The organism is Xenorhabdus sp. SGI240 (assembly GCF_040081915.1).
Lineage (GTDB): Bacteria > Pseudomonadota > Gammaproteobacteria > Enterobacterales > Enterobacteriaceae > Xenorhabdus > Xenorhabdus bakwenae.
Genome location: NZ_JBEBMB010000024.1, coordinates 22,932 through 49,207, shown reverse-complemented (window position 1 = coordinate 49,207; position 26,276 = coordinate 22,932). Strand labels below are relative to the sequence as shown.

26 protein-coding genes and 2 pseudogenes are annotated in these 26,276 nt (G+C 45.8%); 14 read left to right on the top strand and 14 right to left on the bottom strand.

The window, feature by feature from the left end; all coding sequences use genetic code 11:
- Positions 1 to 250: 250 nt before the first annotated feature.
- The 6 genes from cyoA to ABLA76_RS05695 all read left to right on the top strand — a co-directional run bounded on the left by cyoA (position 251) and on the right by ABLA76_RS05695 (position 6,553).
- Entirely contained in the window at positions 251 to 1,216 is a 966-nt protein-coding gene (gene cyoA, locus ABLA76_RS05720) for a cytochrome o ubiquinol oxidase subunit II (protein ID WP_348987202.1), read from the top strand.
- Positions 1,217 to 1,220: 4 nt separating this feature from the next.
- Entirely contained in the window at positions 1,221 to 3,203 is a 1,983-nt protein-coding gene (gene cyoB / locus ABLA76_RS05715; RefSeq protein WP_047766832.1) for a cytochrome o ubiquinol oxidase subunit I, read from the top strand.
- A complete protein-coding gene (locus ABLA76_RS05710; protein WP_047766834.1) occupies positions 3,203 to 3,814 on the top strand; it encodes a cytochrome o ubiquinol oxidase subunit III in 612 nt (203 codons plus the stop codon). The genes cyoB and ABLA76_RS05710 overlap by 1 nt, the downstream gene beginning before the upstream one ends.
- Positions 3,814 to 4,146 (top strand): cytochrome o ubiquinol oxidase subunit IV, encoded by a 333-nt coding sequence (locus ABLA76_RS05705; RefSeq protein WP_047766836.1) that lies wholly within the window; start codon positions 3,814 to 3,816, stop codon positions 4,144 to 4,146. Before ABLA76_RS05710 ends, ABLA76_RS05705 begins: the two co-directional genes overlap by 1 nt.
- 12 nt (positions 4,147 to 4,158) lie before the next feature.
- Positions 4,159 to 5,043: a heme o synthase gene (cyoE, locus tag ABLA76_RS05700; protein WP_348987201.1), complete on the top strand. Its 885-nt coding sequence runs from the start codon at positions 4,159 to 4,161 to the stop codon at positions 5,041 to 5,043.
- A gap of 142 nt (positions 5,044 to 5,185) precedes the next feature.
- Entirely contained in the window at positions 5,186 to 6,553 is a 1,368-nt protein-coding gene (locus ABLA76_RS05695; protein ID WP_285809821.1) for an MFS transporter, read from the top strand.
- A gap of 79 nt (positions 6,554 to 6,632) precedes the next feature.
- Here ABLA76_RS05695 and ABLA76_RS05690 read toward each other — a convergent pair whose 3' ends face one another.
- Positions 6,633 to 7,124: a YajQ family cyclic di-GMP-binding protein gene (locus ABLA76_RS05690; RefSeq protein WP_348987200.1), complete on the bottom strand. Its 492-nt coding sequence runs from the start codon at positions 7,122 to 7,124 to the stop codon at positions 6,633 to 6,635.
- 126 nt (positions 7,125 to 7,250) lie between these two features.
- Between ABLA76_RS05690 and panE the strand changes: the two genes are divergently transcribed.
- The gene (gene panE / locus ABLA76_RS05685; RefSeq protein ID WP_348987199.1) at positions 7,251 to 8,192 is read left to right on the top strand and encodes a 2-dehydropantoate 2-reductase; all 942 of its coding nucleotides are present in this window, start codon (positions 7,251 to 7,253) and stop codon (positions 8,190 to 8,192) included.
- Positions 8,143 to 8,244 (top strand): annotated as a pseudogene (locus ABLA76_RS05680) (DJ-1 family protein); the annotation flags it as partial. The gene panE and the pseudogene ABLA76_RS05680, both read left to right, overlap by 50 nt.
- Before the next feature lie 172 nt (positions 8,245 to 8,416).
- Here ABLA76_RS05680 and thiI read toward each other — a convergent pair.
- A complete protein-coding gene (gene thiI / locus ABLA76_RS05675; protein WP_047766846.1) occupies positions 8,417 to 9,865 on the bottom strand; it encodes a tRNA uracil 4-sulfurtransferase ThiI in 1,449 nt (482 codons plus the stop codon).
- Between the two features lie 252 nt (positions 9,866 to 10,117).
- On the opposite strand from thiI, the gene xseB reads away from it, so the two are divergent.
- The 3 genes from xseB (at position 10,118) to dxs (ending at position 13,271) form a co-directional block, all read left to right on the top strand.
- Complete coding sequence (gene xseB / locus ABLA76_RS05670; RefSeq protein ID WP_285809818.1) at positions 10,118 to 10,375, top strand: exodeoxyribonuclease VII small subunit; 258 nt, start codon at positions 10,118 to 10,120, stop codon at positions 10,373 to 10,375.
- Between the two features lie 4 nt (positions 10,376 to 10,379).
- The gene (gene ispA, locus ABLA76_RS05665) at positions 10,380 to 11,297 is read left to right on the top strand and encodes a (2E,6E)-farnesyl diphosphate synthase (protein ID WP_348987198.1); all 918 of its coding nucleotides are present in this window, start codon (positions 10,380 to 10,382) and stop codon (positions 11,295 to 11,297) included.
- Positions 11,298 to 11,405: 108 nt separating this feature from the next.
- Positions 11,406 to 13,271: a 1-deoxy-D-xylulose-5-phosphate synthase gene (gene dxs, locus ABLA76_RS05660; RefSeq protein ID WP_348987197.1), complete on the top strand. Its 1,866-nt coding sequence runs from the start codon at positions 11,406 to 11,408 to the stop codon at positions 13,269 to 13,271.
- 85 nt (positions 13,272 to 13,356) lie between these two features.
- On the opposite strand, the pseudogene ABLA76_RS05655 reads toward dxs, so the two are convergent.
- Positions 13,357 to 13,449: pseudogene (locus tag ABLA76_RS05655) on the bottom strand (IS1 family transposase); the annotation flags it as partial.
- Positions 13,450 to 13,763: 314 nt separating this feature from the next.
- Between ABLA76_RS05655 and ABLA76_RS05650 the strand changes: the two are divergent.
- Genes ABLA76_RS05650 through pcp form a run of 3 tightly spaced genes read left to right on the top strand, consistent with a single transcriptional unit; the run spans position 13,764 to position 16,188 of the window.
- Complete coding sequence (locus ABLA76_RS05650; RefSeq protein ID WP_348987196.1) at positions 13,764 to 14,492, top strand: DUF969 domain-containing protein; 729 nt, start codon at positions 13,764 to 13,766, stop codon at positions 14,490 to 14,492.
- Positions 14,489 to 15,508: a DUF979 domain-containing protein gene (locus ABLA76_RS05645; protein WP_348987256.1), complete on the top strand. Its 1,020-nt coding sequence runs from the start codon at positions 14,489 to 14,491 to the stop codon at positions 15,506 to 15,508. Before ABLA76_RS05650 ends, ABLA76_RS05645 begins: the two co-directional genes overlap by 4 nt.
- Before the next feature lie 20 nt (positions 15,509 to 15,528).
- On the top strand, positions 15,529 to 16,188 hold the full coding sequence (pcp, locus tag ABLA76_RS05640) for a pyroglutamyl-peptidase I (RefSeq protein WP_348987195.1): 660 nt from the start codon (positions 15,529 to 15,531) through the stop codon (positions 16,186 to 16,188).
- Between the two features lie 47 nt (positions 16,189 to 16,235).
- On the opposite strand, the gene pgpA is transcribed toward pcp, so the two are convergent.
- From pgpA to queA, 11 genes are all read right to left on the bottom strand, one after another.
- Positions 16,236 to 16,727: a phosphatidylglycerophosphatase A gene (pgpA, locus tag ABLA76_RS05635; RefSeq protein WP_348987194.1), complete on the bottom strand. Its 492-nt coding sequence runs from the start codon at positions 16,725 to 16,727 to the stop codon at positions 16,236 to 16,238.
- A complete protein-coding gene (gene thiL / locus ABLA76_RS05630; protein WP_348987193.1) occupies positions 16,720 to 17,766 on the bottom strand; it encodes a thiamine-phosphate kinase in 1,047 nt (348 codons plus the stop codon). Before thiL ends, pgpA begins: the two co-directional genes overlap by 8 nt.
- 100 nt (positions 17,767 to 17,866) lie before the next feature.
- Positions 17,867 to 18,283, bottom strand: coding sequence for a transcription antitermination factor NusB (nusB, locus tag ABLA76_RS05625; protein WP_348987192.1), 417 nt, complete (start codon positions 18,281 to 18,283; stop codon positions 17,867 to 17,869).
- A 29-nt stretch (positions 18,284 to 18,312) separates the two neighbouring features.
- Positions 18,313 to 18,783 (bottom strand): 6,7-dimethyl-8-ribityllumazine synthase, encoded by a 471-nt coding sequence (ribE, locus tag ABLA76_RS05620; RefSeq protein WP_348987191.1) that lies wholly within the window; start codon positions 18,781 to 18,783, stop codon positions 18,313 to 18,315.
- A gap of 87 nt (positions 18,784 to 18,870) precedes the next feature.
- Positions 18,871 to 19,977, bottom strand: coding sequence for a bifunctional diaminohydroxyphosphoribosylaminopyrimidine deaminase/5-amino-6-(5-phosphoribosylamino)uracil reductase RibD (ribD, locus tag ABLA76_RS05615; protein WP_348987190.1), 1,107 nt, complete (start codon positions 19,975 to 19,977; stop codon positions 18,871 to 18,873).
- Positions 19,978 to 20,020: 43 nt separating this feature from the next.
- Positions 20,021 to 20,470, bottom strand: a complete 450-nt coding sequence (nrdR, locus tag ABLA76_RS05610; RefSeq protein ID WP_047766864.1) for a transcriptional regulator NrdR — start codon at positions 20,468 to 20,470, stop codon at positions 20,021 to 20,023.
- Positions 20,471 to 20,591: 121 nt separating this feature from the next.
- Positions 20,592 to 21,560, bottom strand: coding sequence for a protein translocase subunit SecF (gene secF / locus ABLA76_RS05605; protein ID WP_348987189.1), 969 nt, complete (start codon positions 21,558 to 21,560; stop codon positions 20,592 to 20,594).
- A gap of 10 nt (positions 21,561 to 21,570) precedes the next feature.
- Positions 21,571 to 23,418, bottom strand: a complete 1,848-nt coding sequence (gene secD, locus ABLA76_RS05600; RefSeq protein ID WP_348987188.1) for a protein translocase subunit SecD — start codon at positions 23,416 to 23,418, stop codon at positions 21,571 to 21,573.
- A 28-nt stretch (positions 23,419 to 23,446) separates the two neighbouring features.
- Complete coding sequence (yajC, locus tag ABLA76_RS05595) at positions 23,447 to 23,785, bottom strand: preprotein translocase subunit YajC (RefSeq protein WP_348987187.1); 339 nt, start codon at positions 23,783 to 23,785, stop codon at positions 23,447 to 23,449.
- Between the two features lie 123 nt (positions 23,786 to 23,908).
- Positions 23,909 to 25,033, bottom strand: coding sequence for a tRNA guanosine(34) transglycosylase Tgt (gene tgt, locus ABLA76_RS05590; RefSeq protein WP_348987186.1), 1,125 nt, complete (start codon positions 25,031 to 25,033; stop codon positions 23,909 to 23,911).
- A gap of 143 nt (positions 25,034 to 25,176) precedes the next feature.
- The gene (gene queA / locus ABLA76_RS05585; RefSeq protein WP_047766873.1) at positions 25,177 to 26,250 is read right to left on the bottom strand and encodes a tRNA preQ1(34) S-adenosylmethionine ribosyltransferase-isomerase QueA; all 1,074 of its coding nucleotides are present in this window, start codon (positions 26,248 to 26,250) and stop codon (positions 25,177 to 25,179) included.
- Positions 26,251 to 26,276: the final 26 nt, after the last annotated feature.

Below are 26,276 nucleotides of genomic sequence, written 5' to 3'. Positions count from 1 at the left end.
GTTTTCATCAAGGCTTTTCCTTTTAAAATAGAGAGTTATTTGAAATTAATTGTCTATTTTGATTTCTTAATTAAGATAACTAACCGAAATTAACGTTTTGTTAAATTTAGAATCACATGTGATCCCTCTAACATAAAAAGCCTACAAGCCAACCTGCTTCTATTACAATTGTTTACACTCCGGTAACCTTACCGTAGAATGCCCGCACTGATGAAACGACAATAAAGCTTTTGTTATCTGGGGTCGATCAATGAGACTTATGAAATACAAAAAAACTATTGGGTTATCGTCATTACTCGCAGCCACCTTAATGCTAAGTGGTTGTGATATGGTATTGATGAATCCCAAAGGGGCGATCGGCGTCGAACAAAAAACGCTGATACTAACAGCGTTTGGTTTGATGCTGATCGTTGTTATACCGGCTATTGTAATGGCAGTTATTTTTGCCTTACGTTACCGGGAAGCCAATAAATCTGCAACTTATCGTCCAAACTGGGCACACTCAAATAAAATTGAGCTTGTCGTTTGGACTGTGCCTATCCTGATTATCATCACCCTGGCGACGATTACATGGAAAACAACACATGAACTCGATCCCTATAAGCCATTGGATAGTGATGTCAAACCGGTGACGATTGAAGTTATTTCCCTTGACTGGAAATGGCTGTTCATCTATCCCGATCAGGGTATCGCAACTGTAAACGAAATCGTATTCCCTAAAAATGTTCCAATTAACTTCAAAATCACCTCAGACTCTGTGATGAATTCTTTCTTCATCCCACAGTTAGGTGGGCAGATTTATGCAATGGCGGGCATGCAGACAAAATTGCACCTGATTGCTAACTCTGCGGGTAAATACGATGGATTTTCAGCAAGTTACAGTGGTCATGGCTTCTCAGGCATGAAATTCACTGCAACCGCGACTGATGATCGTGCAGGTTTTGAAGAGTGGGTACAGAAAGTGAAAGCATCACCGAAAACCCTGGATACCGTACAAGCGTTCAATGAGTTGGCTAAACCTAGCCAAAACAATCCCGTTGAATACTTCTCAAGCGTGAAACCAAAACTGTTCCAAGAGACTATCGCCAAATTCATGGGTGACATGGGTCATGGTGGCATGCATGGTATGGCTGCTCACGGCAAAACAGAACATGGTGAAGCTGCGGGTCATAATATGAATATGAGTCAGCCGGCTCATTCAGGTGTTGAGGAATAAAAGCATGTGGGGAAAATTAACACTGGATGCGGTCCCATTACATGAACCCATTATTGTGGTGACATTACTTGGGATCTTGCTTGGGGGACTGGCAGTTGTTGGTTCCTTGACTTATTTCCGTAAATGGAAATGGCTTTGGAGTGAATGGTTAACCAGCGTTGACCATAAAAAAATTGGTGTCATGTACATCGTCGTTGCCATGGTGATGATGCTCCGTGGTTTCGCTGACGCCATCATGATGCGTGGACAGCAAGCCTTAGCTTCCGCTGGTGAAGCCGGTTTCCTGCCCCCGCACCATTATGATCAGATCTTCACCGCTCACGGCGTTATCATGATCTTCTTTATGGCGATGCCTTTCGTTGTCGGTCTGATGAACATTGTTGTTCCTCTGCAAATCGGCGCACGCGACGTTGCATTCCCATTCTTGAACTCTTTGAGCTTCTGGTTATTTGTTGTCGGTGTCGTATTGATCAACCTCTCTCTGGGAGTCGGTGAGTTTGCACAAACCGGTTGGTTGGCATACCCGCCTCTATCTGGTCTGGAGTACAACCCGGGAGTCGGTGTTGATTACTGGATATGGAGCCTTCAGCTCTCTGGTGTCGGTACATTGCTGACCGGTGTCAACTTCTTTGTGACCATCCTGCGTATGCGTGCACCAGGTATGTCCATGATGAAAATGCCCGTCTTCACTTGGGCTTCACTGTGCACCAACATCCTGATTATTGCTGCGTTCCCAATCCTGACAGTCACCATCGCGTTGCTAACCCTGGATCGTTATCTGGGCACCCATTTCTTTACCAACGATATGGGCGGCAACATGATGATGTACATCAACCTGATCTGGGCTTGGGGCCATCCTGAAGTTTACATACTGGTTCTACCTGTCTTCGGTATTTTCTCCGAAGTCACTGCAACCTTCTCGAAAAAACGCCTGTTTGGTTATACCTCACTGGTGTGGGCAACAATCGTTATTACCATCCTGTCGTTCATCGTATGGTTGCACCACTTCTTTACCATGGGTTCCGGCGCGAACGTTAACGCCTTCTTTGGTATCGCCACAATGATTATCTCCATCCCAACCGGGGTTAAGATCTTCAACTGGCTGTTCACTATGTACCGTGGTCGTATTGAATTCAAAACCCCAATGCTATGGACTGTTGGCTTCCTGGTCACCTTCTCTATTGGTGGTATGACAGGTGTTCTGCTGGCCGTACCTGGTGCAAACTTCGTACTGCATAACAGCCTGTTCCTGATCGCTCACTTCCATAACGTTATCATCGGTGGTGTGGTATTCGGCTGCTTCGCCGGTACAACTTACTGGTTCCCGAAAGCATTTGGTTTCACGCTGAATGAAAAATGGGGTGTCCGTGCATTCTGGTTCTGGATCACGGGTTTCTTCGTTGCCTTTATGCCTCTGTATGCACTGGGCTTCATGGGCATGACCCGTCGCTTGAGCCAAGATATCAACCCAGAATTCCATCCTTTGCTGGTGGTTGCAGCAGGCGGTGTTGTTCTTATCGCTCTTGGTATTCTGTGTCAGGTTATCCAGTTCTACGTCAGTATCCGTGACCGTGAGCAGAACCGTGATCTGACCGGTGATCCATGGGGTGCTCGTACTCTGGAATGGTCAACTTCATCTCCGCCGCCGTTCTATAACTTTGCGGAAGTTCCACACATCCAGACTCGTGATGCGTGGTGGGATATGAAAGAAAAAGGGACTGAATATAAGCGTCCTGCTAAATATGAAGAAATTCATATGCCTAAAAATACCGGTGCAGGTGTGATCATCAGTGCTTTCTGTCTGACCTTAGGCTTTGCTTTGATCTGGCATATCTGGTGGATGGCTATTGCAAGTTTCGCGGGCATCATCATCAGTTGCATCGTGAAAAGTTTTGACGAAGACGTTGATTATTACGTTCCTGTAGCTGAAATCGAAAAAGTTGAAAATCAGCGTTATGAAGATCTGAGAAAGGCAGGTGTGAAATAATGTCGACTCAAACCCTTAACAACACAGCCGCCCATGATACTCATGGGCACCACGATACAGGAGCCAACAAAATATTTGGCTTCTGGGTCTACCTGATGAGTGACTTGATTCTGTTTGCAAGTCTGTTCGCTACCTATGCCGTGTTAGTTAACGGCACTGCGGGTGGCCCATCTGGTAAAGATATTTTTGAGCTGCCATTTGTACTGGTAGAAACCTTCTTGCTGCTATTTAGTAGTATCACTTATGGTTTCGCCATGCTGGGCGTGAACAAAGGTAAAGCGGGTCAGGCTAATTTGTGGCTATTCATTACCTTCCTGTTTGGCCTTGGCTTCGTTTCAATGGAAGTTTATGAATTCCATAAACTGATCACAGAAGGCTTTGGCCCTGATCGTAGTGCGTTCCTGTCTGCCTTCTTCGCACTGGTTGCCACTCACGGTCTGCACGTGACCATCGGTCTGATTTGGATCGTTATCATGATGGTTCAAGTTTCACGCCGCGGCCTGACTGATGTGAACCGTGTGCGTCTGAACTGCCTGAGTCTGTTCTGGCACTTCCTTGACGTTGTCTGGATTTGTGTATTCACTGTCGTTTATCTGATGGGAGCTATGTAATGAGTCATCCAAATACTTCTCATTCCGGCGCAAGCCACGGTAGCTTCAAAACCTATCTAATGGGTTTTGTTCTGTCAGTCATACTGACCGTGATCCCATTCTGGATGGTAATGGATGGCACTACTTCACACAGCACAATTCTGGTGACAGTAGTCGCTATGGCTGTTATTCAGATTTTTGTTCATTTCATCTGCTTCCTGCACATGAATACATCATCTGAAGAGCGTTGGAACCTCGTTGCCTTAATATTCACATTACTGGTCATCGCTATCGTTGTTGTTGGCTCCCTGTGGATTATGTACAACCTGAACATCAATATGATGGTTGATTAAGGGTTGATTTGAATGATTAAGCAATACCTGCAAGTGACCAAACCAGGAATTATTTTCGGAAATCTAATTTCTGCGATTGGTGGTTTTCTACTCGCTTCCAAGGGCGTAATAGATTACCCCTTGTTCTTTGCAACGATGGTCGGGGTATCGCTGGTGGTAGCATCAGGTTGTGTATTCAACAACTATATCGACCGCGATATTGACCGTATCATGGAAAGAACGAAAGAAAGAGTCCTTGTGAAAGGGCTTATCGATCCGAAAATCAGCCTGATTTATGCCTCAGTGTTAGGTATTGTTGGCATAGTGCTGCTTTATGTAGCAACCAATGTCTTAGCAATGCAGTTAGCTCTCATCGGGTTTATCGTTTATGTTGGGGTTTATAGCCTCTACATGAAAAGAAAATCTGTTTATGGCACGCTGGTTGGTAGCTTGTCAGGCGCAGCCCCGCCCGTGATTGGTTACTGTGCAGTAACAGGGCATTTTGATACAGGCGCGTTGATCTTATTGCTGATCTTCAGCCTGTGGCAAATGCCCCACTCTTATGCCATTGCTATTTTTCGGTTCAAAGATTATCAGGCGGCCAACATTCCAGTATTACCCGTGATTAAAGGAATTTCCGTCGCGAAAAACCACATCACGCTGTATATTCTGGCCTTTATGGTTGCCACTTTGATGCTGACCATCAGTGGTTATGCGGGTTATAAATATCTTATTGTCGCTGCCGCAGTGAGCATCTGGTGGTTGGGTATGGCATTATCAGGGTATAAAACCTCTAATGACCGTATTTGGGCCCGTAAGTTATTTCTGTTTTCTATCGTCGCTATCATGTCATTAAGCGTCATGATGTCTGTAGATTCAACAGCATCTCCAGAAAACCTACTGACTTACGTCTGGTAATATTTAAGATGGCAGGGTAAACCCTGCCATCTTTTTCCTTTCTTTTATCTCTATTCAATGACAACTTATTCGGTGACAAACGCTTTTTTTTCGTTTGCTCTCACCTAATTGAAATGTCATACCAGATTTTTTTGAGGTATCCATGAACGATAATAAAATGACTCCGCTTGAACTTCGGGCAACATGGGGCTTAGGTTCTGTTTTCTCCCTGCGCATGTTAGGCATGTTCATGGTTCTGCCTGTTCTGACGACCTATGGTTTAGCGTTACGTGATGCGACTGAAGCGCTTATTGGAATTGCCATTGGCATCTACGGCTTAACACAGGCAATATTTCAGATCCCATTCGGGCTTCTTTCAGACAAAATTGGCAGAAAACCTTTAATCATCGGTGGACTTCTTATCTTTGCATTAGGCAGTGTTATTGCCGCTTTAAGCGACTCTATTTGGGGAATTATTATCGGGCGAGCCTTGCAAGGTACGGGAGCAATCTCTGCTGCTATCATGGCATTAATTTCAGACCTGACTCGTGAGCAGAACAGAACAAAAGCAATGGCATTTATCGGCATTAGCTTTGGCATTACATTCGCTTTTGCCATTGTCGTCGGCCCTATTATCACCCACCAAATCGGTTTAAATGGTCTCTTTGGAGCAATTGCAATCTTGGCTTGCTGCGGGATACTTATCACACTATTTGCTGTACCAAATACACATAAGCATTTATTAAATCGTGAGTCAGGTATCGCACGCGGCAGCTTCAAACGTGTACTTTTCGATCCCCAACTCATCAAACTCAATTTTGGTATTCTCTGCCTGCATACCTTATTGATGTCGAGCTTTGTTGCCCTTCCCCTTATTATGGAAAAAGTAGGTTTTCCGCCACAACAACACTGGAAAGTCTATTTAATTACTACACTTATCTCTTTTGTCGCCGTTTTACCTTTCATTATTTACGCAGAAACAAAACGTCGCATGAAGCAGGTATTTTTGCTGTGTATCGCTATGCTATTCATCGCTGAAGCTGTTTTATGGTTTCAGGGATCGCATCTTTGGGGGATCTTTGCAGGCATTCAAATTTTCTTCCTTGCATTTAATATCATGGAAGCTATCTTGCCTTCACTCATCAGCAAAGAAGCCCCTGCGGGTTACAAAGGCACGGCCATGGGCGTTTACTCGACCAGTCAATTCCTTGGCGTGGCTTTGGGCGGTTTCCTTGGGGGAATACTTTACGAATGGCAAGGTGCATCACTCGTCTTTATGGGAGGCATCGCGCTGACCGCACTCTGGTTTATTATCAGCCTGACCTTACAGCAACCCCCCTATGTCAGCAGCATCAGGCTCATTTTGCCAGAACAACTCAGCAACCCTGGGGTTTTGGAGAAAAAGATATTGGCGCAAGCGGGTGTAAAAGAGATTGTCATAGCACCAGAAGAACACAGTGCGTATATCAAAGTCGATACTAAACTAACCAATCGCAACCAGTTAGAACAACTTGTATTATCCCATCAATAGCTGGGGTATTTATAACAAGTACGGTGTTGCCAAACACCGTACTATGATTAATTATTCACGATTAGGATAATGACGGAAACTAATCGCGGAAATTAGTAAACTGGAAAGGCTGCCCCAATTCTGCACCACGAACCAATGCCATGACACTTTGCAAATCATCGCGAGCCTTACCTGTTACCCGCACTTGCTCACCCTGAATTTGGGCCTGTACCTTCAACTTACTGTCTTTAATTAGCTTCACAATCTTTTTCGCTAACGGCGTATCAATACCTTGCAGTAAGGTCGCTTCTACACTGTACGTTTTGCCGCTATGAACCATATTTTCAGGAATATTGATGACAGAACCATCAATTCCGCGTTTAGCAAACTTTTCACGCAGAATATCAACGAGTTGGTTCACCTGAAAATCAGACTCACTGGCAATTTTGATCGATTCATTTTTTTCGTTTAATTCAAAACTCGCGGGGACGTTACGAAAATCCCAACGATTACTTAACTCACGCTGTGCATTTTCCACTGCATTACGCACTTCTTGTATATCAACTTCAGAAACAATATCAAATGATGGCATTACCCGTCACCTCCAGCTAATCAATAAATCGGCATGATAACCGCTTTCCATTATTGGCAAAAGCTCTATACTCGGGAAGCTCAACAATCTTTTTGCGATTATCCTATGTTCAGATCAGGAAGAAATATGAAAATAACTGTTCTTGGCTGTGGTGCTATAGGTAAACTTTGGCTTGCCGCCTTATCCCAACAGAACCATAGTGTTCAGGGATGGCTAAGGGTCCCACAGCCTGTTATTTCCGTCCAGATCGAAAACTTTAATGGTCAGGCTTTTAATCAACAGTTTCCTGCCAATGACGAGAAACACCTTGCTGAAAGCAAACTACTTCTCGTTTGTTTAAAAGCGTGGCAAGTCTCTGACGCAGTCAATCACCTTGCTGACAAACTGTCTCCCCATTGCCCAATCCTGTTATTGCATAATGGTATGGGAACCCAGGAAGAATTTGCACCTCTGCCCAACCCCATTTTACTTGGCGTAACAACACATGGAGCCTATCGAAAAAATAACATCGTGTACTATAAGTCACATGGGATGACTCATATTGGTGCCATCACAGCCAATACCACCAAACTTAGCGCTCTGGCCGATATTTTACACTGCGCCTTGCCCGATGTAGCATGGCACAATGAAATACAGGCTATCAGTTGGATGAAACTTGCCGTCAACTGTGTCATTAATCCTCTCACCGTCATCTATGACTGTAAAAATGGTGACTTGCAGCATCACCGGGCACAAATACAGGCATTATGTGACGAAATTTATCAGGTTATGAAACATGACAATATTCATACCACCAAACAAACCCTGATCGATTACGTCATGAACGTGATCGAGCAAACCGCTGAGAATTATTCATCCATGCTGCAAGATATACGGGCACAGCGACATACAGAAATAGACTACATCACCGGTTATTTAATACGTCGAGCCCATACTCACGGTTTGTCTGTCACCGAAAATACCACTGTTTATCATTATATTAAGCGCAAAGAGGAAGAATATGAGCACCTCAGCCCTTATTTGTCTCGCTCACGGCAGCGAAGAGATCGAAGCTGTTACGACGATTGATTTACTCGTTCGGGCGGGAATTCCTGTTACCGTAGCCAGTGCAGAAACTGATTGAATTGTTGAAAGAAAAAGCTGCAGAAGTTGCTGCGCAACTCGTTTTACCTCCCGGCATTAATCATTACCAAAACATCCAATAATCAGCTCGCCCTATAAAGGGGAAGAAGATACGACATAGGCTGCTTATCGGATCGATTCCGTAAGCAGCCTTGTGCCTTAAGGGCAAATTAAGGTCGATACACCTTAACATTGCCGAAGCCTTGTTCACGCAGATAAAGTGCCTGTAAACGGCTCATCACACCACGCTCACAATACAGCAGATAAGTTTTTTCTTTCGGCAAATCACCAAACTGGGTGCCCAGTTTATAGAAAGGCAATGACTGAATTTCAATACCTTCTATATTTAACGGACGATTATCCTGTTCATCGGGAGAACGGATATCCAATAACACATCATTAGGGGAAAGTGCAGATACCATTTCCACTTCCACCACTTGCTCACTGGATTGCTCTGCAATCTGGCGGATATCCAGATTCTGGGCTTCACTCACCACGCGTTCTAAGATGTCAAAGTCAAAATTGTTTTCTTCTGCTTCAATTTTGGCTTTAACGGCTTTCACTGTCGGGCTTTTCGAGATAACCCCACAAAATTCCGGCATCGTACGGGCAAAATCTTCGGTGCCAATCTCACGAGCCAGCTTAATAATGTGCTCTTTATCATGGGAAATCAGGGGGCGGAGGATCAACGTATCTGAAACATTGTCAATCAATCTTAAATTCGTCAAAGTCTGGCTGGATACCTGCCCCAGGGCTTCACCGGTTACAATTGCCTGCACACCGTAGCGTTCTGCAACTTTGGAAGCCGCTCTGACCATCATTCTTTTCAGCACAACCCCCATCTGTCCGTCATCAACTTTTTCCAGAATTTCAGCCACGACAGGTTCAAAATTCACAGCAACGAAACGGACCTTATGTGAGCTGCCAAACCGGTTCCACAAATAATGGGCAACCTGCTTTACGCCAATTTCATGGGCTGCGCCACCAAGATTAAAGAAACAGTAATGCACACGGCAGCCACGACGCATCAACATATAGCTGGAAACGCCGGAATCAAATCCACCGGAAATCAATGACAGTACATCTTCCTGCGTACCGATAGGAAATCCACCAATCCCTTCATGACGGGCTTTCACCAGAATCAGCTTATCCTGATCAATTTCCAGATTCACGGTGACATCAGGCTTGGTCAGTTTCACCTTGGCTGATTCAATATGCTGGTTCAAGCCGCCACCAACATAGCGCTCAACTTCATTGGAAGTAAAACTGTGTTTACCACGGCGCTTTACGCGAACACAAAATGTTTTACCATTCAGTAAATGCCCGTAAGTTTCGTAGGTTTGTTCAAAGATATGATGCAGATCACGAAAATCCCGCTCTTCTACTTGCAGGATATGGTGAATGCCTGGAATGCGTGTCAGTGCGTCACAAATTTCCGCACCGAGGTTATCATCCTTAACCCGAACTTCGATATTATCCCAATGGCGAACCACAGCAATGCCTTCTCCGAAGGTTTTCAGCACATTGCGGATATTGCTGGCAAGAATTTTAATAAAGCGCAACCGGACAGTCTGGCTCTTAATTGTAATTTCTGGGAATAATTTAATGATAAACTTCATAGTAAGATATAGTAGTCATTCAATGTTGAACTATCATCAACAATAGCAATGATTGTTCTTAAGTGTTCAGTTGGATAGGGCGCAGAGTATAACACCATCTGGCTTATCACCTGTAAAAAATCGACTGCAAAAACCGACTATAAAAAAATAGTGGTAACACATGATTTATTTTTCTTGGTGTAGTAGGGTACTCTGCAATTCTGTAACGAACTTGCTTTGCTAATTCGTTAAATAACCATATGTTAAGTCATTATGTCTAAAGCAAATCAAACATCAACAACCGAACACATGCCAACATTCGAGACCTCTCTTAAAGAGCTGGAGGACATTGTTATTCGGCTGGAATCCGGGGAACTCCCATTAGAAGATGCGTTGAATGAATTTGAACGTGGTATTCAACTTGCAAGACAAGGACAGAAAACGCTTCAACAGGCAGAACAACGAGTGCAAATTTTACTGAACCATGATGCACAGTCGCCTCTTGATGAATTTTCGTCCGATGCTGAGTAAATTTATGTCTGAACAATATAATGTTCCTTTTGAAGAAAGACTGCGCACTTGTCAGCAACATATTAATGACAAACTGATGGCAATATTTTCTTCATTGCCCTTTTTAAACAGCCCATTAGGTACAGCAATGCAATATGGTGCAGTACTGGGTGGAAAACGGCTACGGCCATTTTTAATTTACAGCGTGGGAGAAATGTTTGGTCTCCCTAAAAAGAGTCTGGATGCCGCCGCCCTCTCGATAGAGTGCATTCATGCCTATTCATTGATCCATGATGATTTACCCGCAATGGATAACGACGATTTACGCCGTGGGCAACCTACCTGTCATCTCAAATTTGGTGAAAGTCAGGCGATTTTAGCGGGTGATGCATTACAATCACTGGCCTTTGAAATTCTGGCAAAACAGGATATGCCCAGTGTGTCCCTATCCGATCGCCTTGCGATGATCGCTGAACTGGCAAGTGCCAGTGGCTTTGCCGGCATGTGTGGTGGGCAGTCGCTGGATTTGGCGGCAGAAGGTAAACAGATCGATCTTGCTTCACTGGAACAGATCCACCAACATAAAACCGGTGCATTAATACGTTCAGCCGTCCGATTAGGCGCTTATAGTGCAGGACAACGTGGCCGTGAAGTGCTGCCGTTACTGGAGCTATATGCCCAAGCCATCGGCCTGGCATTTCAGGTACATGACGATATTTTGGATGTCATTGGCAATACTGAAATTATTGGCAAGCGTCAGGGCAACGATCAGCAACTCGGCAAAAATACTTACCCTGTATTATTGGGTTTAGCACAAGCCCAACAAAAAGCCAGAGATCTGTATGAAGAAGCGCTCGACGCCCTTACAGAACTGGAAAAACGGTCATATGACACCGCAACCTTAAAGCAACTGGCTGGTTTTATCATTGAGAGAAACAGCTAAAGAAACCGGTAAAGCGTCTTACGGGGTGAACCTGGACATTACACACGGATAATAACAGGGTTCTTACTATTTAACTTTTACGGATATAGCATTTTACACAGGCATAGCATGAGCATTGATATAGCGAAATATCCAACATTGGCATTGGCTGAGACTCCAGAAGAGCTTCGCCTGCTACCCAAAGAAACCTTGCCAAAGTTATGCGATGAACTGCGTCAATTTTTGCTGAACAGTGTCAGTCGCTCCAGTGGTCACTTTGCTTCCGGCCTTGGCGCTATCGAATTAACCGTCGCACTCCACTATGTTTATAAAACCCCCTTTGACAATTTAGTCTGGGATGTTGGTCACCAAGCCTACCCGCACAAAATTTTGACTGGACGCCGTGATCGCATTGATACCATTCGGCAAAAAAATGGCCTTCATCCCTTCCCGTGGCGGGAAGAAAGCGAATATGACACCTTGTGTGTCGGTCACTCATCCACCTCAATCAGCGCTGGCTTAGGTATGGCGACGGCTGCTAAACACGAGGGCAAAGGCCGCAAGACAGTATGTGTTATTGGGGATGGTGCCATTACGGCGGGCATGGCTTTCGAAGCGATGAACCATGCTGGCGATATCGATCCCGACATGCTGGTTATTCTCAATGACAATGAAATGTCTATCTCTGAAAACGTGGGAGCATTGAATAACCATCTGGCACAGATTCTGTCAGGCAAACTGTATACCACCCTGCGTGAAAGTGGCAAAAAAGTGTTTTCCAACCTGCCTCCAATCAAAGAGTTATTGAAAAAAACGGAAGAACATCTGAAAGGCATGGTGGTTCCCGGAACGCTGTTTGAAGAACTTGGGTTCAACTATATCGGGCCGGTTGATGGTCATGACGTACTGGCGCTAACCCAGACTTTGAAAAACATGCGCGAACTGAAAGGGCCACAATTCCTGCATATCATGACAAAAAAAGGTCGTGGTTATGCCCCAGCGGAAAAAGATCCTATCAGTTGGCATGCCGTCCCCAAATTCGATCCCTCAACGGGTTCTTTGCCCAAAAGCGCAGAGACTCGCCCGACATTTTCCAAGATCTTCGGTGACTGGCTGTGTGAACAAGCCGCTCATGATAAAAAACTGATGGCGATCACCCCAGCCATGCGCGAAGGTTCCGGTATGGTGCGCTTCTCCCGCGAATATCCTGAACAATATTTTGATGTCGCAATTGCCGAGCAGCATTCTGTCACCTTTGCTGCGGGTCTGGCTATCGGCGGCTACAAGCCTATCGTCGCCATTTATTCCACCTTCCTGCAACGCGCTTATGATCAGGTGATCCACGACGTCGCCATCCAAAACCTGCCTGTCTTATTTGCCATCGACCGTGGCGGCATTGTCGGTGCAGATGGTCAAACCCATCAAGGGGCTTTTGATCTTTCTTTCCTGCGCTGTATCCCGAATATGGTGATTATGGCTCCCAGCGATGAAAACGAATGCCGCCAGATGCTGCATACCGGATATCATTATCAAGCAGGTCCTGCTGCTGTTCGTTATCCTCGCGGTACAGGGACAGGCGCTGAACTCCAACCGCTGGAAACATTGCCAATCGGCAAGGGCGTAATCCGCCGTCAGGGAGAGCGCATTGCGATCCTTAACTTTGGCACATTATTAACCTATGCGCTGCAAGCGGCTGACGCCCTGAATGCAACCGTTGTGGATATGCGTTTTGTCAAACCGCTGGACAAAGATCTGGTGCTGGAAATGACAGCCAGCCACGAACTGCTGGTAACCTTGGAAGAAAACGCCATCATGGGTGGTGCAGGCAGTGGGATTAACGAATTGCTGATGCAAGAAAAGGTGTCAGTTCCCGTATTGAATCTGGGTTTACCCGATGACTTTATCCCGCAAGGAACACAACAAGAGCTGCACACTGACTTAGGGCTAGATGCGGCAGGTATTCAAAATAAGATCGAGAAATATCTGGCTAAATAACCTCTAATTATGGATGGGGGTTTAATAAAAACCCCATCCATTTTGCTGCCTATTTTGGGTCACGTATGCGAAATATTAATTTGTCTTAAATATAATATTTCCTTTCGATAAAAGTCCCGATGACTTTGTCATGCATTTCCGGTGACTTAGAATAACCCAATGTTTTACGGTTCAGACGAGGCTCCCAAGCATACCATAACCAACGCTGTTGCTCGGTATTTCACCTCTACCGTTGTCATCTTATTTCCTGAAAAAGTGAGGGGGATACATGAGAAACAACAAATTGAATGCGTGACCTTCTCATCCAATAAACGCTTTTTCATCCAAGAAGTGATCTACATTCCACTTTTACAATCCATTGCGAATTTTATTTGCTTATTTGTTAATCGAAGTTTATTTATTGTTCAACAACGCGCAAACAATGCATTAACAATAAACACAACCTAAACCCACAATAAAACAACAATACATTTATTCACGGGGAAATAAAATATGCAGCAAGCCATCAACTTTTGGCCCCTAATCGGGATCGCCATCATCATCATCGGTTTTGTCATCAGATTTAATCCGGTTCTGGTCGTCACCATTGCTGGACTTGTCACGGGATTGGCTGCTCACATGCCGATAGCTGATATTTTGGAGAAGCTAGGTTCTGGGTTTGTTAATACCCTAAATTTGACACTGACCATCCTGCTTCCTTTAGTCATCATTGGCCTATTGGAAAGACACGGTTTAAAAGAACGGGCCCAGAAATCCATTGCTCATATCAAAATGGCGACAACCGGGCGTCTATTGATTGTCTATCTGTTTATACGGGAAATCTCCGCCGCATTAGGTTTAACCAGTTTAGGCGGGCATCCGCAAATGGTTCGTCCCCTGTTAGCGCCTATGGCAGAAGGGGCGGCTGAAAATCAATATGGAGAATTGCCGGATTCAGTTCGTCATCGCATTCGCGCGATGTCTGCAGCAACGGATAATACCGGTCTGTTCTTTGGGGAGGATATTTTTGTCGCCTTCGGGGCCATTATCTTTATGCACAACTTCATGCTGGAATCAGGGGGCATTCACACCGAACCGTTACATATCGCCCTTTGGGGGATCCCTACCGCCATTTGTGCTTTTCTCATCCATTCAGTTCGGTTATATCGCCTTGATTACCGTATTGCCAACGAATTGAATGCCTTGAATCACACCAAATTGCACAACCAGGAGGAGAAATAATGTTTCAATTACAGTATCTCTACGTGCTGGCTGGAGTGCTCTTGCTGGCTGTCGCTATCATGTCATGGCGGGATATTGCTAACCCTCGCCGTTTAACGACCGGTCTATTCTGGGCACTTTACGGTTTGATCTTCATGATGGGGAAATGGAGTCATCATATAATAGCTATCTGGATTAGCGATGAAGCCCATGCTCAAAGAATTGCCCATATTAGTATCGGTGTGCTGGTCGTTCTTATGGCACTATTGGCAGGGTTTGGTGGAGTTCAGCTGGGAAATTATCATCAACGCACCCCAGAACAACGGCGGGAAGGCGCTGAGCGTCTTGGCAATCAACTATTTTTTCCCGTCTTGCTGATCCCCGTTGTCACAATGATTGGCGTATTGATGTTTAACCACATTCCAGGCTTACAACAAGCCGTCTTTGGTGAGGGAAATCATGCAACTCTGGTGACTCTCTTTTCAATTACTCTCGGCTGTCTGATAGGATTAATTATGGCATTACGCATAAGCCGTGATGTCATAACACAGCCAATACAGGAGACTCGCCGCCTGCTGGACTCCATTGGTTGCGTATTCATCCTGCCACAACTTCTGGCTACGCTCGGATTGCTGTTTACGACTGCCGGTATCGGCACGGTGATTGCCCACCTGACCGAAAGTTATATCGCTGTCGATAATCGCTTTATCGCCGTGGCAGCTTACGTATTGGGTATGGCTCTGCTGACCATGGTTATGGGTAATGCTTTCGCGGCTTTTCCCATCGTGACTGCCGGTATTGGCATTCCCATTTTGGTCTTACAGCACGGTTGCAATCCTGCCGTTATGGCTGCCATTGGTATGTTCTCCGGCTATTGCGGTACGTTGATGACCCCCATGGCGGCAAATTTTAATCTCGTCCCTGCTGCCCTGTTAGAGTTGCCTGACCGCAATGCGGTCATCAAGGCACAAATCCCCACAGGATGTGTCTTATTACTTACCAATGTATTCCTGCTCTATTTTCTACTCTTCTTATAAAACAACAACAAGGAACCGTCATGAAAGCTATCGCCACAAAAACCATTCTCGTCACTGCTTTTGAGCCTTTCTCTGGTGAAACCGTCAATCCATCATGGGAAGCTGTTAGGCTATTGCAGGGATGTCAAATCGCGGGTGCAAATATTGAAGTTCGCCAACTGCCTTGCGTTTTCGATACTTCTCTGGAACAGCTTTATGCGGCAATTGAACACGTTAAACCAGAAGTAGTGATTTCAGTCGGGGAAGCTGGAAACAGATCAAATATCAGCGTAGAACGTGTCGCAATCAATGTTAACGATGCCCGTATTCCTGATAATGCAGGCCAACAACCCATTGATACCCCTGTCATTGTCGACAGTCCTACAGCTTATTTTTCTACCCTACCCATCAAGGCGATAGTCAATGAATTAAATAATGCAGGAATTCCTGCAACAGTATCCCAAACTGCGGGAACCTTCGTTTGTAATCATGTTATGTACGGTTTGCTGCATTATTTAAACCAACGTACTCCTGTGCGTGGTGGTTTTATCCATGTTCCTTATTTACCTGAGCAGGCAATAAAGCATTCTGATGCGCCAAGTATGGCTGTAGAGATGATGACAACAGCCTTGAAAATCGCTATTGAGTCAACATTGAAGCATGAAAAAGACATTACCATCTCTGGCGGAACAACAAGCTGAAAAAACATCCTGAAAAATAGCCACCTGAATTCCAGTGGCTATTTAACTTAGAAAGGTAACAGTTGGTAGAAATTCAGTAACCAGATGACTATAACCGCAAAGATTGCCGCGATAATGTCATCCAGCATGATGCCAATACCCCCTTTCACATAACGGTCAAACCAACGAATCGGCCACGGTTTCCACATATCAAAAATGCGGAATACCACAAAGCCAACCAAAACCCATTGCCAATTGAGCACAGGGATCGCCATCAGGGTGATCCACATTCCGATGAATTCATCCCAAACGACACAACCGGGATCTTCCACCTTCATGGCATCAGCCGCTTTCTGACAAATCACACAACCAATAACAGTGCCCAACACAATAACCAACCAAATTCCCCATGCCGGTAGCTGCGCCAGCAGCAACCAGAAAGGGATCGCCGCAACTGAACCCATAGTGCCCGGGATAATCGGCGATAAGCCACTACCGAATCCCGTAGCCAATAAGTGCCACGGATTACTCATTTTTAAGTGGCGTTTTGCGTCATCCATGCGTTCCCTCCGTTTGATCGTTTTCTTCCTTGTGTGCAGCTGGACAAGGTACTATCAGTTTTTTATCCGTTTTAAAGTGGTCAAAGCCGTTCAGATCCAACTCAATTTCTTCGTTATTGTTAAAATAGCGGATACCTTCTGATTCTGGCCTGATTTGCCCAATACAACAGAAACTTGCCCCCGAGTGGGCCAATGCCATATTTAACGCACCACGGTTAAGCTCAGGTACAGTGAAGCACAACTCATAATCTTCCCCACCACTCAGTGCCCATTTCAACGCCTGTTCCGCAGGAACATATTGCTGCGTCGCTTCTGAATAAGGCAGCGCCTCCAGATTAATACGCGCACCACATTGGCTAGCTGTCAGAATATGGTTGAGATCAGAAATCAGTCCATCGGACAGATCAATTGCGGCAGAAGCAAGATCACGCAGTGCCTGCCCTTGTAAAACACGTGGTTGTGGACGGAGATGGCGCTTAACCAACCAATTGTGGATCGCAGGATCTTCCACGGTCAGATGCTCTTGCAACAAGGCAAGCCCTGCGGCACTGTCACCCAGTGTTCCGGTGACATAAATCCAATCACCGTTCTTCGCACCAGCACGACGCAACGCCCTGCCAACCGGCACCAATCCATGTACGGTTAACGTCAAACTCATGGGACCTTTTGTCGTATCCCCACCAATCAACTGCATACCGTAATAGCTCAATTGTTCAAACAGGCTATCACTAAATCGTTTTAACCAATCCTCATTGACGTCAGGCAACGTTAACGCCAACGATGCCCAAGCAGGATCTGCCCCAACGGCAGCCAAATCACTGATGTTGACAGCCAGTGCCTTATAAGCCAAATCTTCCGGTGAAATATCAGGAAGGAAATGGACACCTGCGACCAACGTATCCGTTGTTACCGCTAATTCCTGCTTATCTGCGACAGTCATCAGTGCACAATCATCACCAATCCCTAGGCTTACATCACGTCGGCGGCTGAGAGGGCGATTGAAATAACGTGCAATGAGGTCAAATTCACCACATGCCATAATAGAATTCCAAAAGTGACCAACGATGAGTACATGAGGCCGGAAATCCGGCCTCATGTGTAAAATCATCGAGTTATAATGGGGAACTCCTGGCAAGCAATCACTTTTTCTTACGTGCTGCTGGGCCAGCTTTATCCAAAACCCCATTCACGAATTTATGACTATCTTCAGCACCAAATGTTTTTGCCAGTTCAATGCCTTCATTAATAACCACTTTGTAGGGAACATCATCACGAAAGCTTAGTTCAAACATCGCAACGCGCAAGATGGCTTTTTCTACCTGACCTAACTCTTCGAGCTGGCGGGAAAGATAAGGCGCCATCAAGGCATCCAATTTTGTAGCATTGACTGCTACCCCGGACAGCAATTCACGAAAATAGGTGACATCAACACCGGTTACATCCTGCTCTGACAAAAACTGCAATTCAACATCAGCAATGCTGTTTTTGGATAATTGCCACGAATAAATTGCCTGAACAGCACATTCACGAGCACGACGACGAGCAGCAGGTTTCACAAAATTCCCCTTAATTAAAACTAAAAAATTCAGCCTTTAATGGCTTTGATTACATTGATCATTTCCAACGCGGTCAAGGCGGCTTCCGCCCCTTTATTGCCCGCTTTAGTCCCGGCGCGTTCAATCGCCTGTTCAATATTTTCTGTTGTCAGAACACCTAATGTGACAGGAATGTTGCTGGACATTGCCACGCTGGACAGACCTGAACTACATTCGCCGGCAACATATTCGAAATGGGCTGTTCCGCCACGGATAACCGTACCCAAAGCGATAACCGCATCATATTTCTGGGACTCCGCCAGCACCTTGACCGTCAATGGCAGTTCATAAGCACCCGGCACCCATACTACGGTGATATTGTCTGAAGAAACCTGGCCGATGCGTTCCAACGCATCAACGGCCCCTTCCAGCAGGCTGTCATTAATGAAGTTGTTAAAGCGAGCAACTGCAATAGCAATGCGGGCTTCAGGAGCTGCAACAACACCTTTGATTACGTTCATAGCCTTCCTTATACTTTATTCATATCCGCAGGGGCGCGGATCTTATCACATTATTTTTGATTTAGGGCTATCCCAAAATCAAAACACTTAACACGGCCGTAAGCGAAGACGCACATCAGGACCAATCTGTTGAACATCAAACAGAGAAAATTCAGGCGCATCCGATAATTTTTGCAATTCAGGGATATCGAACAAGCCACGGGCACCATTTCCCAATACTTTCGGTGCGATATAAAGGATCAATTCATCCACCAATCCTAGCGATAATAAAGCCCCGGCCAAAACAGGGCCGCATTCTGCCCACACAGAATTTACCTGACGCTTTCCAAGTTGCATCATCAGCAACACTAAATCAGCACCAACACCATGTTCTGGCAATAAAATCTGTTCGGTATTATCAGGCCATTTTTGCTGATCTTGCTTAGTACGTGCTAACCAACATTCCCCGGGTTGCCGGACAACTTGGTGCTGTGGCGTCACACGATTTTGGCTATCTGTAATAATACGGATGGGTTGGCGAAGCCATGCTTGCGGATACACCGCTTGGGTTTCCGCATCCAGTTCATTCCAGCGGACAGTCAGGGAAGGATCATCCGCTAATACCGTTGCGCTGGAACTCAAAATGGCGCTGCACTGCGCCCGTAATTTTTGCACATCCTGACGGGCTTCCGGTGAGGTAATCCACTTGCTTTCCCCTGATGCCAACGCAGTTCGGCCATCCAATGATGCGCCCAGTTTCAATTGCAGGTACGGAAACCCTGTACGCATACGTTTAAGAAACCCCTTATTCAAGGATTCCGCCTGTTCCATCATCAAACCATGTTCAACGGCAATTCCGGCCTGCTGCAATTGATACAAACCACGCCCAGCCACCTGAGGGTTGGGATCTTGCATCGCTACCACAACACGGCTTAAGCCTGCGGCAATTAAAGCATCAGCACAAGGGGGGGTTTTACCGTGATGGCTGCATGGTTCAAGGGTAACGTAAGCTGTCGCGCCTTTCGCTTTTTCACCGGCCATACGCAAGGCATGAACTTCTGCGTGAGGCCCGCCCGCTCGTGCATGAAAACCTTCCCCGATGATCTGCCCATCCTTAACGATAACGCAACCTACATTCGGATTTGGGGATGTTGTAAAACGGCCCTGATACGCCAGCTCCAGCGCTCTGGACATATATATTTCATCAAGTGTCATAGCGTTTAATCAATGTTCTGGTTTTTAGTAAGAGTTACAAAGTTTAATCTTGTAGCCTGGCAATCTCTTCACCGAATTCGCGAATATCTTCAAAGCTGCGATAAACAGAGGCAAAACGGATATAGCCCACTTTATCCAGTTTTTTCAGCGCATCCATGACAAAGTTTCCGATCATTTTGGACGGAATTTCACGCTCTCCTGTTGCCCGCACCTGTGACTTAATGTGACTAATTGCGGTTTCCACATCATCAGAGCTGACAGGGCGCTTTTCCAGTGCTTTCTGCATTCCACGACGCAATTTTTCTTCGTCGAAAGGCTCTCGAATGTCATCACTTTTAATCACTCGCGGCATCACCAGTTCCGCAACTTCAAATGTAGTGAAACGTTCATGACATTCCAGGCACTGACGGCGACGGCGCACTTGTGAGCCATCCCCTACCAGACGGGAATCAATAACTTTAGTATCAACGGCTGCGCAAAATGGGCAATGCATATCGTTTCCTGACAGTTAACCGAAGGGATAACAGTGTACCTTGAAGTGATGACGAAAAACACCCTGTCAGTAAGTACTCACAGGGTGTTTAAGCAATACCCGTGCTCGATCATGCAAATAATTAAGGAAGAATAGAGGGCTGATCTGCCCCTTCTTTCTCAACTTTCTGCTGGATCAAATTCTCACGCTTCATACCCAATTTCAAAGCCAGTGCAGAAGCAACATAGATAGAAGAGATTGTACCGATAGAAACACCGATTAACATGACAAGTGAGAAACCTTTCAGCATTTCACCTCCGAAAATGTACAGCATCATTACAACTAACAAGGTGGTTGCAGAAGTCATAATGGTACGGCTCAAGGTCTGAGTCAGGGAAATGTTAGTGATTTCATACGACGTACCACGGCGTATCTTACGGAAGTTCTCACGGATACGATCTGACACCACGATGCTATCGTTCAATGAGTAGCCGATAACGGACATCAACGATGCAACAATAGTCAGGTCAATTTCGATGTGGAACAACGACAGAATACCCAATGTAATAATCACGTCATGCGCCAGTGCAATAACTGCCCCCAATGCCAGACGCCACTCAAAGCGGAAACCGACATAAATCAGGATACAGATCAGTGCAACCAATAACGCCATCGCTCCGGTTTGTGCCAGTTCGTTCCCGACACTTGGACCGACGAATTCGACACGTTTAACCTTGGCATCTTTATCAATATCCAGGTTAATCACCGAGATAATTTTATTGCCGAGCTCTTGCCCTGCGTTACCTTCCACCGGTGGCATACGTACTATCACATCACGGCTGCTACCAAAATTTTGCAACAGTGGATCAGCAAAACCATTCTGGCTCAGACTCTCACGCATCTTGTCCAGATCCGCAGGTTGACTCAGCTTCACCTCAATGACCGTACCACCGGTAAAATCAAGCCCCCAGTTAAACCCACGAACCCCCATCATAATGATGGAAGCGATCAACAGCAGGAACGAAATCCCAAAGGCAACGTTGTCCCAGCGCATAAAGTCGATAACTTTACGCCCATAGTTTAATTGTTCAACACTATAATCCTGTGCCACAACGTGCTCCTTAAATTGACAACTTATTGATACGCTTACCACCGTACAGCAAGTTCACGATTGCACGTGTTCCCACAATAGCAGTGAACATTGAAGTCGCCACACCAATACTGGTGGTGATCGCGAAGCCCTTGATAGAGCCAGTACCTACTGCATACAAAATAATAGCCGTAATCAGCGTAGTCAGGTTTGCATCGATGATACTGGAGAATGCCCCTTTATAGCCTTCGTGAATTGCCTGCTGCACCGTACGGCCATTGCGCAATTCTTCTTTGATACGTTCGTTGATCAATACGTTCGCATCCACGGCGACGGCAAGCGTCAAGACGATACCCGCAATCCCCGGCATGGTCAGGGTCGCCCCCGGCAGCAGGGACATAATACCCACGATCAGCACCAGGTTAGCCAACAACGCAGAACTCGCAATCAGACCAAATTTGCGGTAGTAAATCACCATAAATATGACAGATGCAATCAGGCCCCATAAACACGCTTCAAGGCCCTGCTCAATATTCTGCAAGCCCAGAGTTGGCCCAATCGTACGCTCTTCCACAATCTGGATTGGTGCAATCAACGCCCCTGCCCGCAGTAATAGTGATAACTGACGAGCTTCGGCCGGATTGCTAATACCGGTAATACGGAAACTGTTACCTAAGCGTGACTGAATCGTGGCAATGTTGATAACTTCTTCTTGCTTAACCAAAACCGCACGTCCATTGGCATCTTTCTTGCCACTGTCCTTATATTCCACAAACAGCGTTGCCATTGGCTTTTGCAGATTATCTTTGGTGAAATTAGACATTGCTGTGCCGCCCGCGCTATCCAGGGAAATATTCACCTGTGGATAACCGTTCTCATCAGTACTGGAGGTCGAATCGGTGATATGGTCGCCCGTCAGGATAACGCGCTTATACAGTACAACCGGGTTACCATCACGAGTGTCTTTCACTTCTGAATCAGCCGGAATGCGGCCATACTGCACGACATTTTGATCAACACTGGTATTGACCAGACGGAATTCCAGAGTTGCAGTTGCCCCCAGGATTTCTTTCGCGCGGGCAGTATCCTGAATACCAGGCAGTTCAACCACAATGCGGTCTGCACCTTGACGTTGAACCAGAGGTTCTGCAACCCCCAATTGGTTGACACGATTACGCAAGATAGTGATGTTCTGCTGTACTGCATAAGAACGAGCTTCACGCAGACGTTCATCACTCATCACCACTTTCAGGGTGCTGTTGGCTTCACTGGAGAACACCAAATCACGGTGACGAGGTTCAAGATAGCTTTCTGCTTTAGAACGTGCATCGTTATCACGGAAACGAACTTCGACGCCATAATTATCCGTTTTGCGGATAGTTGAATAAGGGATGCCTTGATCACGCAGTTCAGAGCGCAGGCCATCAATATTCTGTTCCTGCAATTTACTCAGCGCGGTTTCCATATCCACTTCCATCAAGAAATGGACACCGCCACGCAGGTCAAGACCCAGTTTCATCGGTTCAGCACCGACTGCCCTTAACCAGACAGGTGTTGCAGGCGCGAGGTTCAATGCGACAACATATTGTTCACCTAGTGCAGAAACTAACGCTTCACGCGCACGAAGCTGCACATCAGTGTTATTGAAACGAGCAAGAATTGCGCCATTTTCCAATGCAATGGACTTGCTCTTGATTTGATCTTTTTCTAAAACATTACGGACTTGGTCCAGCGTTTTTTCACTGGCGGCGATGCCTCGCACGCCAGTAATTTGTACAGCCGGATCCTCACCATAAAGGTTGGGAAGTGCATAAAGCAAACCGATGAGGATCGCAGCGATCAGCATCAGATACTTCCACAAAGGATAACGGTTCAACACGGCAGTTCCCTTCGGGAAAATCGGAAAATTAAATAGCCTTCATTGTACCTTTCGGCAAAATGGCAGCAACGAAGTCACGTTTGACAGTTATTTCTGTGGTGTCATTCAAGGCAATAACTACATAGCCGGTATCAGACACTTTAGAGACACGACCCACCAAACCACCAGAAGTCAGCACTTCATCCCCTTTGGAGATGGAATCCATCAGTTTTTTATGTTCTTTGGTGCGTTTTTGTTGTGGACGCAAGATCATGAAATAGAAAATCAAACCGAAAACAACCAGCATGATAATCAGAGAATATGGGCTTCCCTGAGTTTGCGCTGGTGCGCCAGCAGCTGCCGCAGCTTCAGAAATAAAAAAACTCATCAAATTTCCCTCATTGTTATCGAAAATATGACTGTCGAAAACATTGCTATTAAAATCGACAGTGGCTCGATCAAAAACCAGCCCAATATGCTACACATATTGAGACTGATTAGTCACGATAAATTATATATTTAACGGCGGAACGGGTTTACCGATCTGCTGATAAAACGCTTCAACAAACTGTTCCAGTTTGCCTTCTTCAATGGCCTGACGAATTCCAGCCATCAAGCGCTGATAATACCTTAAATTATGTATCGTATTCAGCCTTGCACCAAGAATTTCGTTACAACGATCAAGGTGATGGAGGTATGCCCGGCTATAATTTCGGCAAGTATAGCAGTCACAATGCTCATCCAGGGGAGATGTATCTTCTTTATGTTTGGCATTGCGGATTTTGATAACCCCTTCGGTCACAAACAGGTGACCATTGCGGGCATTACGAGTTGGCATCACACAGTCAAACATATCGATACCACGACGAACGCCTTCAACCAAATCCTCTGGCTTGCCGACGCCCATCAAATAGCGAGGCTTATCCTGTGGGATCTGAGGGCAAACATGTTCCAGAATACGGTGCATATCTTCTTTCGGCTCACCGACGGCCAGTCCCCCTACAGCGTAGCCATCAAAGCCGATTTCCACCAGCCCTTTTATGGAGATATCACGCAAATCTTCGTAAACACTCCCCTGAATAATACCAAACAAGGCATTTTTATTATCCAGCTCATCAAAACGTTGACGACTGCGGGCAGCCCAGCGCAATGACATTTCCATGGAACGCTTCGCATAATCCCAATCAGCAGGATAAGGCGTACATTCATCAAAAATCATGACAATGTCAGAACCCAAGTCATATTGGATTTCCATGGATTTTTCTGGGCTGAGGAACACAGGCGTTCCATTAATTGGGTTACGGAAGTGAACGCCTTCTTCCTTGATTTTACGCATGGCACCGAGGCTGAAAACCTGAAAACCGCCAGAGTCAGTCAGAATGGGACCTTGCCACTGCATAAAATCATGCAGGTCACCATGCAATTTCATGATTTCCTGTCCCGGACGCAACCAAAGGTGGAAAGTATTCCCCAACAGGATTTGCGCTCCTGTTTCTTTCACCTCTTCTGGTGTCATACCTTTTACCGTGCCATAAGTTCCCACTGGCATAAATGCCGGTGTTTCCACAACGCCACGATCAAAAATCAAACGACCACGACGGGCATTTCCATCCGTCTTTTGTAACTCAAATTTCACTTAACCTCCAGACATCAGAAAAACAGTCTGATGCTATGTTTAGATATCATTCAAATCAGCGGGGCTGAAATGAAGAATATTTTGATTTTAAACTCTTTTATTACAAAACATTTAATTGATTTCAGCACCGTTTCTTCTGGTACTCACTCTTTTAATACCCGTTCTTTTGCCGCCATTTTATTGCGATTAATAAACATTGCATCACCATAACTGAAAAAGCGATATTCTTTTGCTACCGCTTCTTTGTAGGCATTCATGGTATTCTTATAACCGGCGAACGCAGAAACCAGCATGATAAGGGTGGATTCTGGCAGATGGAAATTGGTGATCAGGGCATCGACAACCTGATATTCAAATCCAGGATAGATAAAAATTTGGGTATCATCAAAAAATGGCGCGATAATCCCATCCTGACAAGCTCTTGCGGCACTTTCCAGCGAACGGACCGATGTTGTCCCTACAGCAATAACCCGATTACCACGCGCTTTACATGCCAGAACTGCATCCACGACATCCTGTGGTACTTCCGCATATTCGGCATGCATCACATGATCTTCAATGGTTTCCACTCGCACAGGCTGAAAAGTACCGGCACCAACGTGCAAGGTGACAAAGGCCATCTCAATGCCTTTTGCACGCAAGGCAGCCAAAAGGGGTTCATCAAAATGCAATCCGGCAGTTGGTGCCGCCACCGCGCCTGGGCGTTCACTATAGACTGTCTGGTACAACTCACGATCCGCATCTTCATCAGGACGAGCGATATAAGGCGGCAGAGGCATATGACCAATTTGATCCAAAATGGTCAATACATCACGCTCATCATCAAAACGGATTTCAAACAAAGTATCATGACGCGCCAGCATCGTTGCCTTAATGCTCTGCGCTTCACCAAGGATAAGTTCAGCACCTTCTTTCGGTGCTTTGGAAGCACGAACGTGAGCAAGCACTCGCTTACTATCCAGCATCCTTTCGACTAAAACTTCCAACTTTCCCCCCGTCGCTTTGCGGCCAAACAGGCGCGCAGGGATAACGCGGGTGTTATTGAAAACCAATAAATCTCCGGCTTCCAGCTTCTCCAGCACATCAGTAAAAACACCGTGTGCCAGCTTGCCTGTTTCACCATCAAGGGAAAGCAGGCGGCAGGCACTTCGCTGTGGCTGGGGATAGTGAGCAATCAGCTCTTCTGGCAGTTCAAATGTAAAATCAGCGACACGCATTTTATCTGTATCATTCAAAAAAACAG

Excerpts from the sequence above, each read along its gene's own strand:
- dxs (WP_348987197.1), top strand. The coding sequence starts at position 11,406 with ATGAGCATTGATATAGCGAAATATCCAACATTGGCATTGGCTGAGACT.
- ribD (WP_348987190.1), bottom strand. The coding sequence starts at position 19,977 with ATGACACTTGATGAAATATATATGTCCAGAGCGCTGGAGCTGGCGTAT.
- panE (WP_348987199.1), top strand. The coding sequence starts at position 7,251 with ATGAAAATAACTGTTCTTGGCTGTGGTGCTATAGGTAAACTTTGGCTT.
- ABLA76_RS05695 (WP_285809821.1), top strand. The coding sequence starts at position 5,186 with ATGAACGATAATAAAATGACTCCGCTTGAACTTCGGGCAACATGGGGC.
- yajC (WP_348987187.1), bottom strand. The coding sequence starts at position 23,785 with ATGAGTTTTTTTATTTCTGAAGCTGCGGCAGCTGCTGGCGCACCAGCG.
- cyoE (WP_348987201.1), top strand. The coding sequence starts at position 4,159 with ATGATTAAGCAATACCTGCAAGTGACCAAACCAGGAATTATTTTCGGA.
- nrdR (WP_047766864.1), bottom strand. The coding sequence starts at position 20,470 with ATGCATTGCCCATTTTGCGCAGCCGTTGATACTAAAGTTATTGATTCC.
- thiI (WP_047766846.1), bottom strand. The coding sequence starts at position 9,865 with ATGAAGTTTATCATTAAATTATTCCCAGAAATTACAATTAAGAGCCAG.
- pcp (WP_348987195.1), top strand. The coding sequence starts at position 15,529 with ATGAAAGCTATCGCCACAAAAACCATTCTCGTCACTGCTTTTGAGCCT.
- ribE (WP_348987191.1), bottom strand. The coding sequence starts at position 18,783 with ATGAACGTAATCAAAGGTGTTGTTGCAGCTCCTGAAGCCCGCATTGCT.
- ABLA76_RS05650 (WP_348987196.1), top strand. The coding sequence starts at position 13,764 with ATGCAGCAAGCCATCAACTTTTGGCCCCTAATCGGGATCGCCATCATC.
- cyoB (WP_047766832.1), top strand. The coding sequence starts at position 1,221 with ATGTGGGGAAAATTAACACTGGATGCGGTCCCATTACATGAACCCATT.
- ABLA76_RS05710 (WP_047766834.1), top strand. The coding sequence starts at position 3,203 with ATGTCGACTCAAACCCTTAACAACACAGCCGCCCATGATACTCATGGG.
- ABLA76_RS05690 (WP_348987200.1), bottom strand. The coding sequence starts at position 7,124 with ATGCCATCATTTGATATTGTTTCTGAAGTTGATATACAAGAAGTGCGT.
- ispA (WP_348987198.1), top strand. The coding sequence starts at position 10,380 with ATGTCTGAACAATATAATGTTCCTTTTGAAGAAAGACTGCGCACTTGT.
- thiL (WP_348987193.1), bottom strand. The coding sequence starts at position 17,766 with ATGGCATGTGGTGAATTTGACCTCATTGCACGTTATTTCAATCGCCCT.
- pgpA (WP_348987194.1), bottom strand. The coding sequence starts at position 16,727 with ATGGATGACGCAAAACGCCACTTAAAAATGAGTAATCCGTGGCACTTA.
- queA (WP_047766873.1), bottom strand. The coding sequence starts at position 26,250 with ATGCGTGTCGCTGATTTTACATTTGAACTGCCAGAAGAGCTGATTGCT.
- xseB (WP_285809818.1), top strand. The coding sequence starts at position 10,118 with ATGTCTAAAGCAAATCAAACATCAACAACCGAACACATGCCAACATTC.
- ABLA76_RS05705 (WP_047766836.1), top strand. The coding sequence starts at position 3,814 with ATGAGTCATCCAAATACTTCTCATTCCGGCGCAAGCCACGGTAGCTTC.
- cyoA (WP_348987202.1), top strand. The coding sequence starts at position 251 with ATGAGACTTATGAAATACAAAAAAACTATTGGGTTATCGTCATTACTC.